The 15,489-nt window shown below is 41.4% G+C and carries 13 protein-coding genes; 7 read left to right on the plus strand and 6 right to left on the minus strand.

The genetic code is table 11. The features are described from left to right. Positions 1–7: 7 nt before the first annotated feature. From ESA94_RS12290 to carB, 3 genes are all read right to left on the minus strand, one after another. The gene (locus ESA94_RS12290) at positions 8–1,873 is read right to left on the minus strand and encodes a carbamoyltransferase family protein (protein WP_129131203.1); all 1,866 of its coding nucleotides are present in this window, start codon (positions 1,871–1,873) and stop codon (positions 8–10) included. Positions 1,874–1,937: 64 nt separating this feature from the next. Beyond that, positions 1,938–3,032: an SGNH/GDSL hydrolase family protein gene (locus tag ESA94_RS12295; protein ID WP_129131204.1), complete on the minus strand. Its 1,095-nt coding sequence runs from the start codon at positions 3,030–3,032 to the stop codon at positions 1,938–1,940. A 227-nt stretch (positions 3,033–3,259) separates the two neighbouring features. Beyond that, positions 3,260–4,906: a carbamoyl-phosphate synthase large subunit gene (carB, locus tag ESA94_RS12300; RefSeq protein ID WP_129131205.1), complete on the minus strand. Its 1,647-nt coding sequence runs from the start codon at positions 4,904–4,906 to the stop codon at positions 3,260–3,262. Positions 4,907–5,462: 556 nt separating this feature from the next. Here carB and ESA94_RS12305 point away from each other — a divergent pair. Both ESA94_RS12305 and bcp read left to right on the plus strand, forming a co-directional pair. Beyond that, positions 5,463–7,169 (plus strand): peptidoglycan DD-metalloendopeptidase family protein, encoded by a 1,707-nt coding sequence (locus tag ESA94_RS12305; RefSeq protein ID WP_129131206.1) that lies wholly within the window; start codon positions 5,463–5,465, stop codon positions 7,167–7,169. Between the two features lie 2 nt (positions 7,170–7,171). Next, the gene (gene bcp, locus ESA94_RS12310; RefSeq protein WP_129131207.1) at positions 7,172–7,756 is read left to right on the plus strand and encodes a thioredoxin-dependent thiol peroxidase; all 585 of its coding nucleotides are present in this window, start codon (positions 7,172–7,174) and stop codon (positions 7,754–7,756) included. Positions 7,757–7,764: 8 nt separating this feature from the next. Here bcp and ESA94_RS12315 read toward each other — a convergent pair whose 3' ends face one another. Continuing rightward, positions 7,765–8,838 (minus strand): acyltransferase family protein, encoded by a 1,074-nt coding sequence (locus ESA94_RS12315; RefSeq protein WP_129131208.1) that lies wholly within the window; start codon positions 8,836–8,838, stop codon positions 7,765–7,767. A gap of 178 nt (positions 8,839–9,016) precedes the next feature. Between ESA94_RS12315 and ESA94_RS12320 the strand changes: the two genes are divergently transcribed. Next, a complete protein-coding gene (locus ESA94_RS12320; protein ID WP_129131209.1) occupies positions 9,017–9,397 on the plus strand; it encodes a hypothetical protein in 381 nt (126 codons plus the stop codon). An 87-nt stretch (positions 9,398–9,484) separates the two neighbouring features. Continuing rightward, complete coding sequence (locus ESA94_RS12325) at positions 9,485–9,751, plus strand: DUF4157 domain-containing protein (protein WP_240671046.1); 267 nt, start codon at positions 9,485–9,487, stop codon at positions 9,749–9,751. Between the two features lie 19 nt (positions 9,752–9,770). Here the strand turns inward: ESA94_RS12325 and ESA94_RS12330 are convergent, their stop codons facing one another. Both ESA94_RS12330 and ESA94_RS12335 read right to left on the minus strand, forming a co-directional pair. Next, the gene (locus tag ESA94_RS12330) at positions 9,771–11,222 is read right to left on the minus strand and encodes an NADP-dependent isocitrate dehydrogenase (protein ID WP_129131211.1); all 1,452 of its coding nucleotides are present in this window, start codon (positions 11,220–11,222) and stop codon (positions 9,771–9,773) included. A gap of 81 nt (positions 11,223–11,303) precedes the next feature. Further along, complete coding sequence (locus ESA94_RS12335) at positions 11,304–12,044, minus strand: biotin--[acetyl-CoA-carboxylase] ligase (RefSeq protein ID WP_240671047.1); 741 nt, start codon at positions 12,042–12,044, stop codon at positions 11,304–11,306. 96 nt (positions 12,045–12,140) lie between these two features. Between ESA94_RS12335 and rsfS the strand changes: the two genes are divergently transcribed. The 3 genes from rsfS to ESA94_RS12350 all read left to right on the plus strand — a co-directional run bounded on the left by rsfS (position 12,141) and on the right by ESA94_RS12350 (position 15,343). Continuing rightward, on the plus strand, positions 12,141–12,554 hold the full coding sequence (rsfS, locus tag ESA94_RS12340) for a ribosome silencing factor (protein ID WP_129131213.1): 414 nt from the start codon (positions 12,141–12,143) through the stop codon (positions 12,552–12,554). Between the two features lie 99 nt (positions 12,555–12,653). Continuing rightward, a complete protein-coding gene (gene ftsH, locus ESA94_RS12345; protein WP_129131214.1) occupies positions 12,654–14,699 on the plus strand; it encodes an ATP-dependent zinc metalloprotease FtsH in 2,046 nt (681 codons plus the stop codon). 8 nt (positions 14,700–14,707) lie between these two features. Further along, entirely contained in the window at positions 14,708–15,343 is a 636-nt protein-coding gene (locus tag ESA94_RS12350; RefSeq protein WP_129131215.1) for a LutC/YkgG family protein, read from the plus strand. The last annotated feature ends 146 nt before the right edge of the window (positions 15,344–15,489 follow it).

The raw sequence follows: 15,489 nt of genomic DNA on the forward strand, positions 1-15,489 counted from the left end.
TACAAAGTTAATCAGCCTTCAGTGTTTTCTTCCAATCATCTTTTTCTTTCCATTGCGGCTGATCGGTTTTGCTGAAAAGATAATTTTCAATGACAAGATAATCCATTTCGGTACGCATGAAACATTGATAAGCTTCCTGCGGCGTACAAACAACCGGTTCGCCACGAACATTGAAACTGGTGTTGATCAACACTGCACAATCTGTATGTTGTTTAAATGCACTGATGAGCGAATGAAAAGCAGGATTGATTTCCTTGTGCACTGTTTGTACACGAGCTGAATAATCAATATGTGTAACAGCTGGCAAACTGCTACGTTGGAAATACAGCTTATCCGTTAAATTCAATTGGTGATAATTATCCGGGACCGGATGCTGCAATGTTTGCTTCACCGGTTGTACCAATAACATATACGGTGATGCAGTGTTCAACTCAAAATAATTCTGCACATCTTCAGCAAGAACAGCAGGGGCAAAGGGACGAAAGCCTTCCCTGTATTTGATCTTCAGATTTAGTTTCTTCTGCATTTCAGGATTACGTGGATCGGCAAGAATACTCCTGTTGCCCAATGCACGGGGACCAAACTCCATTCTGCCCTGGAACCAACCAATTACATTTCCATTGCTGATATGTGCTGCAACTGTTTTATTTAATTCATCTCTGGTGGTGAATGTTGTTGGAATGGCTTTGTATTGTTGAATAACTGTTTCAATTTCTTCAGCTGAAAAAGATGGGCCTAGATACGAACCTTTCATGGCATCCATTGCGGTTGCAATGCTTCGTTCTTTTTCAAAATAAATATGATGCGCTGCCAATGCGGCACCAACAGCGCCACCGGCATCGCCACTGGCAGGCTGAATGAACATATTTTCAAACAAATGACTGTTTTGCAGTTTGCCATTTGCTACACAGTTCAATGCCACACCACCCGATAAACAGATATTCTTTGCACCCGTAATTGCTTTTGCATGTGCAGCAAGCTTCAACACAATTTCTTCGGTTACCTGTTGAATAGCGAGTGCTAGATTACAATGCCGTTGTGTGAGTTCTTCTTCTTCTTCGGTTCTTCGTTTAAAACCAAACAGCGTTTCAAACTTTTTATCCTTTACCATACGCAGACCAACTGCATAATTGAAATACTGCTGATCTAAATACACCGATCCGTCATCATAAATTTTTACCAGCTTCTCTTTAATGATGGAAACAAATTGTTTTGTTTGTTCTGCCGATGGATCGCCGTAAGGAGCGAGCCCCATCAACTTGTATTCACCGCTGTTTACTTTAAAACCTAAGTAGTAAGTAAACGCAGAATATAACAAGCCAACAGAGTGAGGGAAGTTGAGTTGTTTTAATATTTCAATATTTTTCCCCTTGCCTTTGCAGATAGTTGTCGTTGCCCATTCGCCCACACCATCAATGGTGAGTATCGCTGCATCTTCAAAAGGCGATGGATAAAATGCCGACGCTGCATGGCTGAGATGATGTTCAGGAAACAACAACTTCAGTTTCTTTTTATCGTAGAGTTGAATTTTCTTCAACTCATCACGAATCTGTTTTTTGAGAAACAATTTTTCATTTAACCATACAGGCATAGCCATTAAGAAAGATGCAAAACCTTTTGGTGCAAATGCGTAATAGGTTTCAAGCAAGCGTTCGAATTTCAGTAAAGGCTTATCGTAAAACACAACAGCTTCCAGTTCATCAATAGAAATACCTGCTTCTCTTAAACAATAATCAACTGCTTTGGCGGGAAACCCGGCATCATGTTTCTTTCGGCTAAAACGCTCTTCCTGTGCAGCGGCAATGATCTCACCGTTTTTCAGGATAGCAGCAGCAGAATCATGGTAAAAGGCTGAGATGCCGAGAATGTACATGGCTGCAAAATAAGCGATTTGATAGAAACACGGATGACACTGATTTAGGCAGATGATAAGGGATTTAATCTGTGCCAATCAGCTTCATCTGTGTTATCTGTGACTCTATTATCTCTGCAACTTTCGCCGCTCCTTGTTTATTAAAATGAATGAAATCGTAGTAATAAACCGTGTTCTTCGGCATCTGTTTCGCCAGGTCAATAACAGTTGCTTGATTGCTGAATGAACGGACAACATTGTTATACTCTTCCAACACCTGTTCCTGCAACAAATTGTTTTTGCCGGGATTACTTTCATGAAATTTCAGATCCATCTGTACGCCACTTGCACTGTCTTTAAACGCACCATATAATGACGGTTGCGTTAATAGGATAGGTTGAATATGATTGGCTTTGCAGAGCGTAACAATCTCCTGCAACCTTGATTGGTAACCACTGAGATAATTCTTTTGCCTGGCAATTGTTTCCTGTATGTAAACCGGAGTATAACTTGTATCCTTCAGTGTTGTAAAGTCAATATCCTTATGGATCAAACCCTTTTTGTAAGCCGAACGGATATTGTACAGTTGAAAAACAGTCGCACCGATCTCGGTTTTATTCAACAATGATTTAAAAAATGCTTTTACCGAACTGTACTGCAATTTGTTTTCATTCATCAAATCAAACTGTTCAGGCTTTTCTGTTTCAACGTCGTTTACACCGGTGAGTAGTACAACATATTTCGGCTTCAGTTGAATGATATACTCCTTCATCAACAACAAATGCCCAAAGCTTGAATGCCCATCAATACCGGCATTGTTCACCCATACATCCGGAATGGAATCTTTCAATTCTTCGCCCAACAAAAAAGGCCATGTGGTGCTGTCGCTCAAAAATCTGCATTCAGTTGTGCTGCCACCAACCGTGATGATCGAATTTAGTTTTGAAATACTATCGGTTGGCATTGGTCCACGAAAACCCAATGCATTTCTGCTGTAAGCAATTTTTGCATCTAGTTGTTTGATCCATTGGTTATCGAACACTGTTTGCTGATTGGCTGGTAACACTAACTTTCCATGTTTGGTGAAATTGGTGAAAGGGTTATAAATACGCAACACAATTTCACACAGCACAAGTGCTACAAGCAAACCAAAGAATAATGCTTTCAGGTTTTTGATCATGGTGCTGTAAGATAAATACAGTTTGTGATAGCTGTAAATAAATACAATAGATACACAGATGCCACTGATTTATGCTAATTGTAACTGATTTAATCTGTGCTCATCCGTTACATCCGTGTTATCTGTGACTCTATTTTTTGCCACGGAAGCACAGAATACACAGAAAAGAAAAAGCAGCGGAATAAACCACTGCTCTTTTTATCTTTTTCACTTTTTTAAACTCTTAGTTATTCAAAAGTCGAATAGAAATACGGCGTCTTCGCTTCAAATTCAGCGCTGCAGGTATCTACCATTTTGTACACACGGGTAATACCCCAAGCTTTACGCTTTTCGTAGAGCTCATCTTCGCTTGCATCTTCTTTCATAATGCGGCAGATTTGCTCATCACCAAAGCCCATGCGTTTTGCTTCACGCAACAAAGCTTCCGGTAATGTTTTCATATCATGCTTTGCCAGTTCTTTTTCCATGTTCACAATATCCTGAATCTGGTAAATGAACCAACGGTCAATCTTGGTTGCTTCAACAATCGTCTTCACACTCACACCCGCCATCAACGCATCTTTAATACGGAAAATGCGATCCCATTTCGGAACCTTGATGTATTCGATCAACTCTTCTGCATGTTTTACACTTTGTCCGTAGTAGCCAAGACCAACTGCATTGTTTTCTAAACTCTGACAAGCTTTTTGTACTGCTTCCGTAAAGCTGCGACCAATACTCATCACTTCACCCACACTCTTCATCTGTAAACCCAAACGGTCATCAGCACCTTTGAACTTGTCGAAGTTCCAACGAGGCATTTTTACAATCACATAATCCAATGCAGGCTCGAAGTATGCAGAAGTAGTTTGCGTGATCTGGTTTTTCAATTCATCCAATGTGTAACCAATCGCCAGTTTCGCAGCAATTTTTGCAATAGGATAACCGGTTGCTTTACTTGCCAAGGCAGATGAACGGCTTACACGTGGGTTGATCTCAACCGAAATGATGTCTTCGTTCTCAGGATTCAAAGCGAACTGTACGTTACAACCACCGGCGAAGTTGCCGAGGCTACGCATCATTTTGATGGCCATGTTACGCATGTTCTGGAAAGCTGTATCGCTCAAGGTCATGGCAGGCGCAACAGTAATACTGTCGCCGGTATGCACACCCATAGGATCGAAGTTCTCAACCGTACAAATAATTACTACGTTATCATTCTTATCACGTAACAGTTCCAATTCATATTCTTTCCAGCCAAGCAATGCTTTTTCAACCAGTACTTCGTGGATAGGACTTGCCTGCAACCCTCTTTCAAGAGCAGCATCCAGTTCGTCTTTCGTATTCACAAAACCACCACCGGTACCACCCAGCGTAAACGAAGGACGGATCACCAACGGCACACCAATTTCCTGTGCAAATTCTTTACCCTCAAGCAACGAGTTGGCCACCTTTGAAGGTGCCACGCCAATACCGATCTGGATCATTAGCTGGCGGAATTTCTCCCTGTCTTCAGCAGTATCGATCGCCTTCACATCCACGCCAATCATTTGCACGTTGAATTTTTCCCAAACACCCAGCTCATCCGCTTCTTTACAAAGATTGAGGGCTGTTTGTCCACCCATGGTAGGCAAAACCGCATTGATCTGTGGATTTTCTTCCAGGATCTGTTCAATACTTTCAACCGTAAGAGGCAGGAGATATACACGATCAGCCATCATCGGGTCGGTCATGATGGTGGCGGGGTTACTGTTGATCAGAATCACTTCAATCCCTTCTTCACGAAGGCTGCGGGCTGCTTGCGAACCCGAATAATCAAACTCACAGGCCTGGCCAATCACAATGGGGCCGCTGCCTACTATCAGCACACTGGTTATCGAATTATCTTTTGGCATGGGGAGAATTTGGCTGCAAAAGTATTGGATTGAGCGTTAACCTGAGCGTGAAATTTCAACCGATTTTCAAGGTTTTTTGGTAACGGTCGTTAGGAATACTGTTGAACAGCATTGGCGTCGCACTCTTGTACAACAGTAAAGCCATCAAAAGACCCACCCCAAAGATCTGTCCTATGTGTAACATGTTGCTGCCCCTCCCAAGAGGGGATGGTCAGGTTGCTCTTCATTTTTGAGCAACCTTTTGCCCGTTCATCCAAAGGGTGACTGCAAAACTAACGGAACGAGTAAACAGGCGTCATTTATCATCTTCTCTTTTTTTCTTTCTTTTTCTGTGTTCATCAATCCCAACAAAAAGAAGCACAGTAACAAGGGATGCGGCTATTGCTTCAAACGACATATTTAAGCGATAAAGAAAAAGCAGAAAATACATGTTGTATAAAAGTAGCAGGCCGACAAATTGAAACAGGCAATTGTTATTCACAATCTGCAACCCATTGTTAATACTGCATCGTCTGTAGGGGGCAAACACTTTCGTTCATCTTCCTATTTTTGTCGCATGCTCAAACACTTTCTCCTTTCTTGTTTTTCATTTTTCATTTTTCATGTTGCAACTGCTCAGCTTTTTCCCGAGCAAAACTATCCAACCAATTACTTCCGTTATCCGTTGGATATTCCGTTAAAGCTGAATGCCAATTTTGGCGAAATGCGTCCCAATCATTTTCACATGGGCTTGGATCTGTTTACACTTCGCAGAGAAAATTTGCCGGTGTATGTTCCTGCCGATGGATGGATCGCTAAAGTAAAAGTTGATCCCAATGGTTTTGGTAATGCTATTTATGTAAACCATGCCAATGGCTATACCACTTTGTATTGCCACATGAATACATTTCCAACAAAAGTGTTGCAGGCTATGAAAGAAGGACAGTATGTAAAAGAAAGCTGGAAGGGTGATGTGGAGTTTGCAAAAAATCAATTCCCGGTTAAGAAAGGAGAGCTCCTTGCATATAGCGGAAACACAGGTGCGTCTGCTGGTCCGCATGTGCATTATGAAATCCGCCGCACCGATGATGATGCCTGTTTAAATGCATTGTTGTTTCACCGCATACACGATGTTACGCCACCCGATATTACCAAGCTTGCAGTATACGATCGTACAAAAAGTACGTATGAACAAACACCAAAAACAATGATGCTTACACGGGCAGCAGGTGGGTATGCTGTTGCCGGCGGAACAATTACTGTTAACAGCGAAGCAGTTTCATTTGCTGTTGTTGCAACCGATCGTGTAACAGGTGTACCCAACAGCAACGGAATTTTTGAAGCAGTGGTTTATGTTGATGAAGAAGCTGTAAGTGGTTTTCGTGTTGATGGGATTGACTATTTGCAAACACGTTATTTAAACGCACATATCGATTACCGTATTAAAGCAAACGGCGGATCGTACTATCAACATATTTCTCCTTTGCCCGGCGATCGGTTACCGATCTACTATAAAAAAGGCGATGGCCTCATTCATTTGAGTGATACTGCTGTACACGAAGTAAAGATTGTAGTGAAAGATGCCAACAGCAATGCATCAACTGTTCAGTTTAAATTAAAACGTTCGGCATGGACTTCTGCTGCAGCAAACGTGCAAAAAGACAGTCGCTACATGCTGCCCAACCAGATCAACATATTTGAACAAGGCGATGTGCAGATGGTGAGCAGTGAAAAAAGTTTTTATGATGCTTTCCGTTTTGTGTACAACTATAAAACAAGTGCAACAGCTTATTCAAACATTCATGTGATGCATTCGCCAACAATACCTGTGCACGATTCCATGATGTTTCGTATTAAGCCTAACAAAGAAATTCCGACAAGTGCACGAAACAGAGTTATCATGATCCACAATACAAAAGGTAAAATGGTTGTGGAGCGTGCAACATTGGTAAAAGGTTGGTACGAAGCAAAGAGTCGTGACTTTGGCGAGTTTTGGTTAGAGGTTGATGAGATAGCACCAACACTTACAGTTGCAGGTGTTGCTGATGGAGGAACACTAGTTGCGGGTTCGCCTATTACTGTTACTGTTGCTGATAATAAAAAAGCAATCTATAGTTTTCGTGCAGAGCTCGATGGACAATGGTTAATGTTTGCAGGGCTTGGCCCGGTGTTTCGTTACAAGACAGATGAGTATTGTCCTATTGGCGATCATGAATTAAAACTTACGGTGGAAGATGAAGCAGGAAATGTAACAGAGCGTATTATTCGATTTACAAGAAAATAAAAATGGCAACGAAGAAGAGTTCAGCAAAGAAGACAGTTAAAAAAGCAGTAAAAAAAGTTGCAAAGAAAAAAGCAACTGCAAAAAACGCAAAGAAAGAACCGTTTAAAAATTATGTAACAAAATTGAAAGCCGGTGATGTTGCTCCTGCTTTTGAAGGTATTGATCAGGATGGGAAAGCGGTTTCATCTCTAAGTTATAAAGGCAAAAAAATCATTCTTTATTTCTATCCGCAGGATCTTACTGCAAGCTGCACGGTACAGGCTTGCAATCTGCGTGATAATTTTGCTGCCTTAAAAAAACTCGGCTACGAAATAATCGGCGTAAGCGAAGACGGAGTTGAAAAGCACAAGCGATTTGAACAAAAGAATAATCTTCCCTTTCGTTTAATTGCCGATACCGATCATAAAGTAATTGATGCATACGATGTGTGGGGCAAAAAACAGTTCATGGGTAAAATTTACGATGGACTTGTTCGCACCACATTTGTCATCAATGAAAATGGAACAATTGATGTGGTTATTACAAGAGTGTTGACCAAAATTCATACACAACAAATATTGGATGCATTGCAGGCAGCAGGTAAATAACGGGTTTGTTATTTATTCCATCTTTTTTGAAGCCAAATTCTTACAGGTGTGTCATAACATTTCATCACCACATAACTGAAGGCAATCAGCAATACTGTTCCGCAACTAACGATAACAACCAATGTTGCTGTATCGGGTTTTTGTTCCAGGAAATAGTGACCGAATACCCAGATGAACGCATAATGCGTCATGTATAGCGGATAAGAAATAGCTCCTGAAAATGTACACAGCGCTTTTGTTTTTTCCGATAAGCTTGTACCTGCTCCCAGCGAAACAAGCAATGGAAAATATATCAACACAAGAAAACCTTCGGTTAACCAGTTCCATTTACCAAACGGAAAAAGAAAAGCGGCTGTTAACAACAGGGTTAATCCTGCAAACCCGATTTTGTTTTTAATGATCCAGTTGCAGCGGTAAATTAGCATGCCTGCTAAAAAAGAGTAGGCAACACGTGCACCGCCATGCCAAAAAGTTTCACCGTTCCAACCGCCAATAATATTTCCTGCATGTGCAAGTACAATACAAACAGCAATGGCCGCTATGGCTGTTAATACAAACATGATCTTTTTGCTGAGTTTATGCAGGATGAGTGCATAAACAATGTTGGCAACATATTCCCAAAACAAGGACCAGGCAGGAGCATTAAAACCAAACAGGTTAAATGCCCGGGATTCCATTATTGGTAAGGGTACAAGAAAAACAGCGGCAATAAATAACAGAGCGATCGTTCCACTGCTATACGCTGTTGTTTCTGTTGAAAACGGATCAAGGAAAAAGCCAAACAATCCTAACACCGATCCGAGTATAACCAACGGATGCAAACGGATCATCCGCAATTTAAAGAACGATTTAAGGCTTGTTGTTTGCAGCCGGTTATCGTATGCATAAGCAATTACAAAACCAGATAGACAAAAGAAAAAATCAACGGCAAGAAACCCATGTGCAATAAAGTTTTTTGTAAAGTCGGTGATGATCCATTCCATAAAATGAAACACCACTACTGCAATAGCAGCAACACCCCTTAACCCATCCAGTACCAAAAAATGCTTTTTGCTTTGCTGCACATGATTAACTAAGTCCATACGATACAGTCGTTAATGATTATTTGAAACGATGTTGCAACATACAATTTATTTTAATGAAACCGCCGTGGATGCAGCGAAACAGGATTAGCGGTAATCTATACTGATGATGTTGTTTGCGAAGGAGCTGCCTGCGTGAATAATTTCAACTATTTTCAAGTACTAAAATTTCATCAACATGAAAGCGCTTGTCATAATCTGCAGTATCTGCGCAATTGTTTTTTATTCAGCCTGCAAAAAAAGCAGTTCCGGTACGGGTGGTAATAACAATGGAGGAAGCGGTACAACGTTCACACCGAATTGCACAGGTGCTGCTATTCAGTTTAGTGCTGATGTTGCCCCCATCATATCATCGTCCTGTGCAACAAACTCCGGATGTCATGCAGCCGGGTCAACTCAAGGACCCGGAGGACTTACAACGTATGCTCAAATTAATGCAGTAAAAGTGCAGATAAGAGCTGCAATTATCAGTGGAGCAATGCCCAAGAACGGAACGCTCACTGCTGCTCAAAAGAATTCCATCATTTGCTGGATAGATGCCGGAGCGCCGAATAATTAACAGATTACAAGAATACCTATATACATGTGAGTGCGTCTTTAAGACGCATTTATTTTTTTAGCAATGAAGATTAAAACAAATTCTTTTTTGGCTGCAATAGCAGCAAGAAATTTAAAAGCAGGAAAAATTGCAATGGTTGTCGGCAATGTTATTCATCTGCACAATACTTCTGCCGAAGAATTTTTACAAAACGAACGTTGGGTTAAACACGAAATGGCTCATGTTGAACAATACAAACGTTACGGAACGATCAGGTTTTTATTATTGTATACCTGGTACAGTATAAAACATGGATATACAAACAATCCATTAGAAGTTGAAGCGAGAGCAAAAGAAAAAGAGCCTCATTGCTGAGACTCTTTTTAAATTTCGATTATTGTCCTTGTGCCAGACTATAGGCTTTTTTATCACCCCACATGTTCAACAACTCAAATGAACATATTTTGAAATTACCGCTCATGCTTACATACAGGCCAATTACATCCTGTTGGTTCAGCGGATAATCTTCAATGCTTTCGAAACGTACATTGTACTGGTTTACAAGATTGGTATAAACCGAACCTGTTGGCCAAACCTGTGTACCCCTGTTGCTGATGTTTACCAGTTTAAACTTCACACCCGCATGGCGTTGGCATTTTTCGGCAATTGCAGCAGGTTGTTCATCGCTTTCAATAAACAGATCTACACCAACAATGGTTTCTTCCTCAGCTTCGGTTGACACCATCATCGCATTCGACTGCAGTTTCATTGGTGTTGGTGTGCCCGGCTTGTTAGCGATAATTTCTTTTGCACCTGCCTGGGGCTGTTTACCAAAATTGCTGATGATGGCTTCTGCAAATTGTGTTGTATTAACAGCAGGAGTTGATTTGTCGCCAAAGTCGCCTGTGTGTACTCCGTTTTCAAGTGTGTACAATAAAGCGTTTTCAATTATTGCAGCATTTTCGGTTAAACCTACGTGGCGCAGCATTGCCAAACCACTTAACAACAATGCTGTTGGATTGGCGATATTTTTTCCTGCAATGTCCGGAGCTGTACCGTGTACTGCTTCAAAGATGGAAATATGATCGCCGATGTTTGCACTTGGTGCAAATCCTAAACCACCAACCAAACCAGCACAGAGATCGCTCACAATATCACCCTGTAAATTGGTAAGTACTACCACATCAAAATTGTCCGGACGGGTAACCAGCTTCATACAGAGATCATCCACAATAATATCATCAGCTTTCAGATCAGGATATTCTTTTGCAACTTCATAAAAACATTCGAGGAATAATCCATCGGTTATTTTCATAATGTTGGCTTTATGTCCGCAAGTGATGCGTTTTGCATTTTTCTGGCGGGCCATTTCAAACGCATAACGGATTACCTGCATACTGCCGGGGCGTGTAATAAAACGGCGGCTTAATGCTACGTCATGCGTAAGCATGTGTTCAATACCACCATAGGTATCTTCAATATTTTCACGAACTACTGTAATGTTGATTGGAATGCCGGCTTTGCTGAAAACGGTATCTACACCATGCAGTGTTTGAAAGTCTCGTTTGTTGGCATAAGTGTTCCAGGTTTTGCGGGCGGTAACGTTGATGCTTTTTACACCTTTTCCTTTTGGTGTTTCCATGGGGCCTTTGTAAAGCAAACCCAAATTTTCAATGGTTTGCTTGGCTTCCGGCGTCATCCCGTTATTAAAGCCTTTGTCGAAAACCCATTTACCCATTTCAACAATTTCGTACTCAAGAGGCACGTTGTTGGCATTAAAAATTGATAAAACAGCATCCATTATTTCCGGGCCAATTCCATCGCCTTTAGCTACAGCAATTTTCATGTTGATAATTTTTTTGGTGCGGCAAAGGTAACATGCGTTAGGCTTCTAAAAGAAGGAAGACGTTAAAAAAAACAATAAATCTCACAGAAGCCATTCCACTTCTCCAAACGAAAAGCATTCTTCTGCATCAACGCCGGTACTTAATTGTCCCTGCAGGTTAACTCCGTTGATATGTGTGCTGAAAATGCGGCGTTCTTTTTTTAACCGTACCGTTTGCTGTTTACGAAACAAATGTTGATTGTAATGCTGAAAGAATGCATCGAACCCCATTTCATTCAATTGCTGTAATGCATGTAGTATGGCAGCATGAATTTGTTTTGCCAATGCAGTTACATTGGTTTGCCTGCCGGTAATTTGTTTGATGGATACAGGGTTTTTAAGATTTCCGAAACCGATTTGATTTACATTGATGCCGATGCCGATAATGGCCCATTGCCATTGCTTGCCCCGCAGCACATTTTCAATAAGAATGCCCCCTGTCTTTCTGTCACGCCAATACAAATCGTTGGGCCATTTAATACAGGCTTCATCACCAACATAATTTTCCAATTCGTTGCGTACGGTTACGGCTACCGTTGCCAGCAGCTGAAAGGCCTGCGCTATCAGCAAATCGGGTTTTACCACAATGGAAAAGCTAAGGTTGGCACCAGGCTCGGTTTCCCAAACCTTTCCCCGTTGTCCTTTGCCCTTGGTTTGATGGTGGGCGAGCACAGCCGTTCCGTGTTGTGCCGTTCCTGCATGAATCAGCCCCATGGCATAGTTGTTGGTACTGTCCACTGCGTCCAGTTCAATCCAGTTGTAATTTGTTTTTTTAGGCGACAAGGTTGATGAAGATTGACTAATTTTGAACAAATTAAAAGTAAAATGCTGTGATCGGGCGTCATAGCAAAAAGAATTATTCATTAAACCACCAAGCGATTGAATACAACATCTCTGTTAAGTGACCGGAGCAAAGGATCAAAAAGCACCCCTGTACGCATTAACCGAAACAGCAAACTTTTTAAAACCATTTTACGGGCTATCCAGGAAAAGAAAGCTGAGCATATTGTAAGTCTAGACTTGCGAAAAATTCCCGAAGCTGTATCCGATTTCTTTATTATTTGCGATGCTACCAGCACAACACAGGTAAAAGCAATTGCCGATCATATCGAATACCTGGTAGAAGAGGAATGTGGTGAAAAACCTTACCGCAGCGAAGGCCGCACAGCGTTGCAATGGGTGTTGGTGGATTATGTAAATATCGTGGTACACATCTTTCAGCCCGAAACACGTAAGTTTTACCGGCTGGAGGAAATGTGGAGCGATGCTGCAGAAGCCGATCATGAATCATAACATATCGTTACCAAAAAATTAATAACATTTACCCGAAACTTTTATTCAATTAGTTGTAATACTATCTGAACTCCTGAATGAAGGGAAAAAAACAAGAAGATGAGCTTGAATCAAGGAAATAACCCGGAAAATAATGGCGAAAAAGGCGACGGCCGCAAGCCGTTTCGTTTTAATATTTATTGGCTTTATGCTTTAATTGCAGCTGTACTAATTGGCTTCAACTTATTTAAAGGTATTACACCTGCAAGTGTTGAAACATCACAAACTGTTTTTGAAGACAGTATGTTGATGAGAGGCTATGTTAAAGAGTTGAAGGTAATCCGTAACAAAGGCGAAGTAAGAGTAACACTAAAGCCCGAAGCGTTTAACGACCCTGCAATTGCTAAAAAGTTTTCGGGTAAATCGAAACTCGATAAAACAAAAGGTCCGCATTTATACTTCTCTATTGCCGATGTAAAATCGTTTTCCGAACGTATTAATAAACTGGTTGATGATCATGCAGCTGTAACCGGCAAACCGATCATTGATTACGACGAAGAAGAAAACTGGTTGAGCCCGCTCATCAGTTTACTCTTACCTATTCTTGTATTGATAGGGTTGTGGGTATTGCTGATGCGTAAGATGAATAGTGGCGGTGGCGCCGGCCCCGGTGGCGGCGGTATCTTCAACATTGGAAAATCACGTGCACAATTGTTTGAAAAAGGAACAAAGGTGAATGTAACCTTTCAGGATGTTGCTGGTTTAGACGAAGCAAAAGTTGAAGTGATGGAGATCGTTGACTTCTTAAAGAATCCGAAGAAATATACAGCACTCGGTGGTAAAATTCCAAAAGGTGCATTGTTGGTGGGCCCTCCCGGTACGGGTAAAACCTTGCTGGCAAAAGCAATGGCGGGTGAAGCACAGGTACCTTTCTTCAGCATAAGCGGTTCCGATTTCGTAGAGTTGTTTGTAGGTGTGGGTGCAAGCCGTGTGCGTGATTTATTTAAGCAGGCAAGAGAAAAAGCACCTTGTATCATTTTCATTGATGAGATCGATGCAATTGGTCGTGCACGTGGCCGTAATGCTATTGTAAGTAACGACGAACGAGAAAATACATTAAACCAGTTGCTGGTTGAAATGGATGGTTTCGGTGGCGATACCGGTATCATCATCCTTGCAGCAACCAACCGTCCTGATGTATTGGATTCTGCCTTGTTGCGTCCCGGTCGTTTCGATCGTCAGATCTCAATTGATCGTCCTGATGTAAAAGGTCGTCAACAGATCTTCAACGTGCATTTGAAAGCCATCAAAATTTCTGAAACACTCGATATTCATAAACTGGCCGAACAAACACCTGGCTTTGCCGGTGCTGATATTGCCAATGTTTGTAACGAAGCCGCATTAATTGCTGCACGTAAAGGCAAAGCTGCAGTTGATATGAGCGATTTCCAGGATGCAATTGATCGTGTAATCGGTGGTTTGGAAAAGAAACACAAACTCATCAGCCCCGAAGAGAAAGAGATCATTGCATATCATGAAGCAGGCCATGCAATTTGCGGATGGTTCCTCGAACATGCATACCCGTTATTAAAAGTAACCATTGTACCTCGTGGTACAGCAGCATTGGGTTACGCTCAGTACACTCCAAAAGAACAGTATCTCTACAATATTGAGCAGTTGAACGATCAGATCTGTATGACGCTGGGCGGTCGTGCAAGTGAAGATATTTTCTTCGGAAAAATTTCTACTGGTGCAAGCAACGATCTGCAGCAGATCACTAAAATTGCTTACTCAATGATTACTGTTTATGGTATGAATGATAAGTTGGGTAACATCAGCTATTACGATCCAAACCAGGATCAAACATTCACGAAGCCTTACAGTGAACGCACTGCAGAAATGATCGATGATGAAGTACGTAAGTTGATTGAAGAAGCATACGAACGCACAAAAGCGTTGTTGACTGAAAAGAAAGGCGAAGTAGAAAAGCTTGCAAAAGCATTACTGGAAAAAGAAGTATTGTTCCAGAGCGATGTTGAATTGCTGATTGGTAAACGCCCATTCGAACATAAAAAGCTGTTGGATGAAAATGGCGATACGGTTCATCACTCAACAGATAACGATGCACAAAGCAGCGAGCCAACTATTACACCACTTCCTGCATAAGTAAGTTTATGAGTGTATCTGCATCAAAAGAAAATATTCTAAAAAAAATAAGACAGGCACTGAGTCATCCGGTGCCTGTTCCGTTTCCTCAAAGCGAAGGCAACAGCAGCGTGTTTCAACCTCCGGTTGACGATATGGCTGTACAGTTTGCACAAGAGTTTACCAAACTGCAGGGCAAGTTTGTGTTTTGTGCCGATGAAAAAGATATGGCCGAACAACTGTTGCAACTTGCTGCAGCACGCAAATGGGATAAAGTAGTTTGTCGTGAGCAAAAGTTGCAGCAGATATTTAAGCAGCTCAATATCCCTATTAACTTTCACGATAATCTTTCGGATAGTGATGCAAGTTTTACAACTTGCGAACTACTGGTAAGCCGTACAGGAACAATGGTACTCAGCACCGGTAACGAAAGCGGTCGCACTACCAGTGTATATGCACCGGTGCATGTGTGCATTGCTTACACAAGCCAGATGGTGTACGATTTAAAAGATGCATTGCAGGCACTTCGTGAAAAGTACGGCAATCAATTACCTTCTTTCATCAGCTTTGCAACCGGCCCCAGCCGTACGGCGGATATTGAAAAAACATTGGTTGTAGGTGTACACGGTCCGAAAGAAGTGTTTGTGTTTTTAATTGAAGGCTAAAAAGGAAGCTGGGAATTGGTCCCGATAACTATCGGGATTGGATTTTGGTTTTTGTCCTTTGTATTTTGGTTTTTCTTCCTTGAACCTTGTTTCTTTTTTTCTCTTTTTTTCATTGGAAATTGAACATTGGATTTTCTTTTCTTGTG

The organism is Lacibacter luteus, assembly GCF_004118265.1.
Taxonomy (GTDB): Bacteria; Bacteroidota; Bacteroidia; order Chitinophagales; family Chitinophagaceae; genus Lacibacter; species Lacibacter luteus.

Bases quoted from the DNA above. Each gene is read 5' to 3' on its own strand.
- carB (WP_129131205.1), bottom strand. From the start codon at position 4,906: ATGCCAAAAGATAATTCGATAACCAGTGTGCTGATAGTAGGCAGCGGC.
- ESA94_RS12350 (WP_129131215.1), top strand. From the start codon at position 14,708: ATGAGTGTATCTGCATCAAAAGAAAATATTCTAAAAAAAATAAGACAG.
- ESA94_RS12305 (WP_129131206.1), top strand. From the start codon at position 5,463: ATGCTCAAACACTTTCTCCTTTCTTGTTTTTCATTTTTCATTTTTCAT.
- ESA94_RS12320 (WP_129131209.1), top strand. From the start codon at position 9,017: ATGAAAGCGCTTGTCATAATCTGCAGTATCTGCGCAATTGTTTTTTAT.
- ftsH (WP_129131214.1), top strand. From the start codon at position 12,654: ATGAGCTTGAATCAAGGAAATAACCCGGAAAATAATGGCGAAAAAGGC.
- bcp (WP_129131207.1), top strand. From the start codon at position 7,172: ATGGCAACGAAGAAGAGTTCAGCAAAGAAGACAGTTAAAAAAGCAGTA.
- ESA94_RS12330 (WP_129131211.1), bottom strand. From the start codon at position 11,222: ATGAAAATTGCTGTAGCTAAAGGCGATGGAATTGGCCCGGAAATAATG.
- ESA94_RS12295 (WP_129131204.1), bottom strand. From the start codon at position 3,032: ATGATCAAAAACCTGAAAGCATTATTCTTTGGTTTGCTTGTAGCACTT.
- ESA94_RS12290 (WP_129131203.1), bottom strand. From the start codon at position 1,873: ATGTACATTCTCGGCATCTCAGCCTTTTACCATGATTCTGCTGCTGCT.
- ESA94_RS12315 (WP_129131208.1), bottom strand. From the start codon at position 8,838: ATGGACTTAGTTAATCATGTGCAGCAAAGCAAAAAGCATTTTTTGGTA.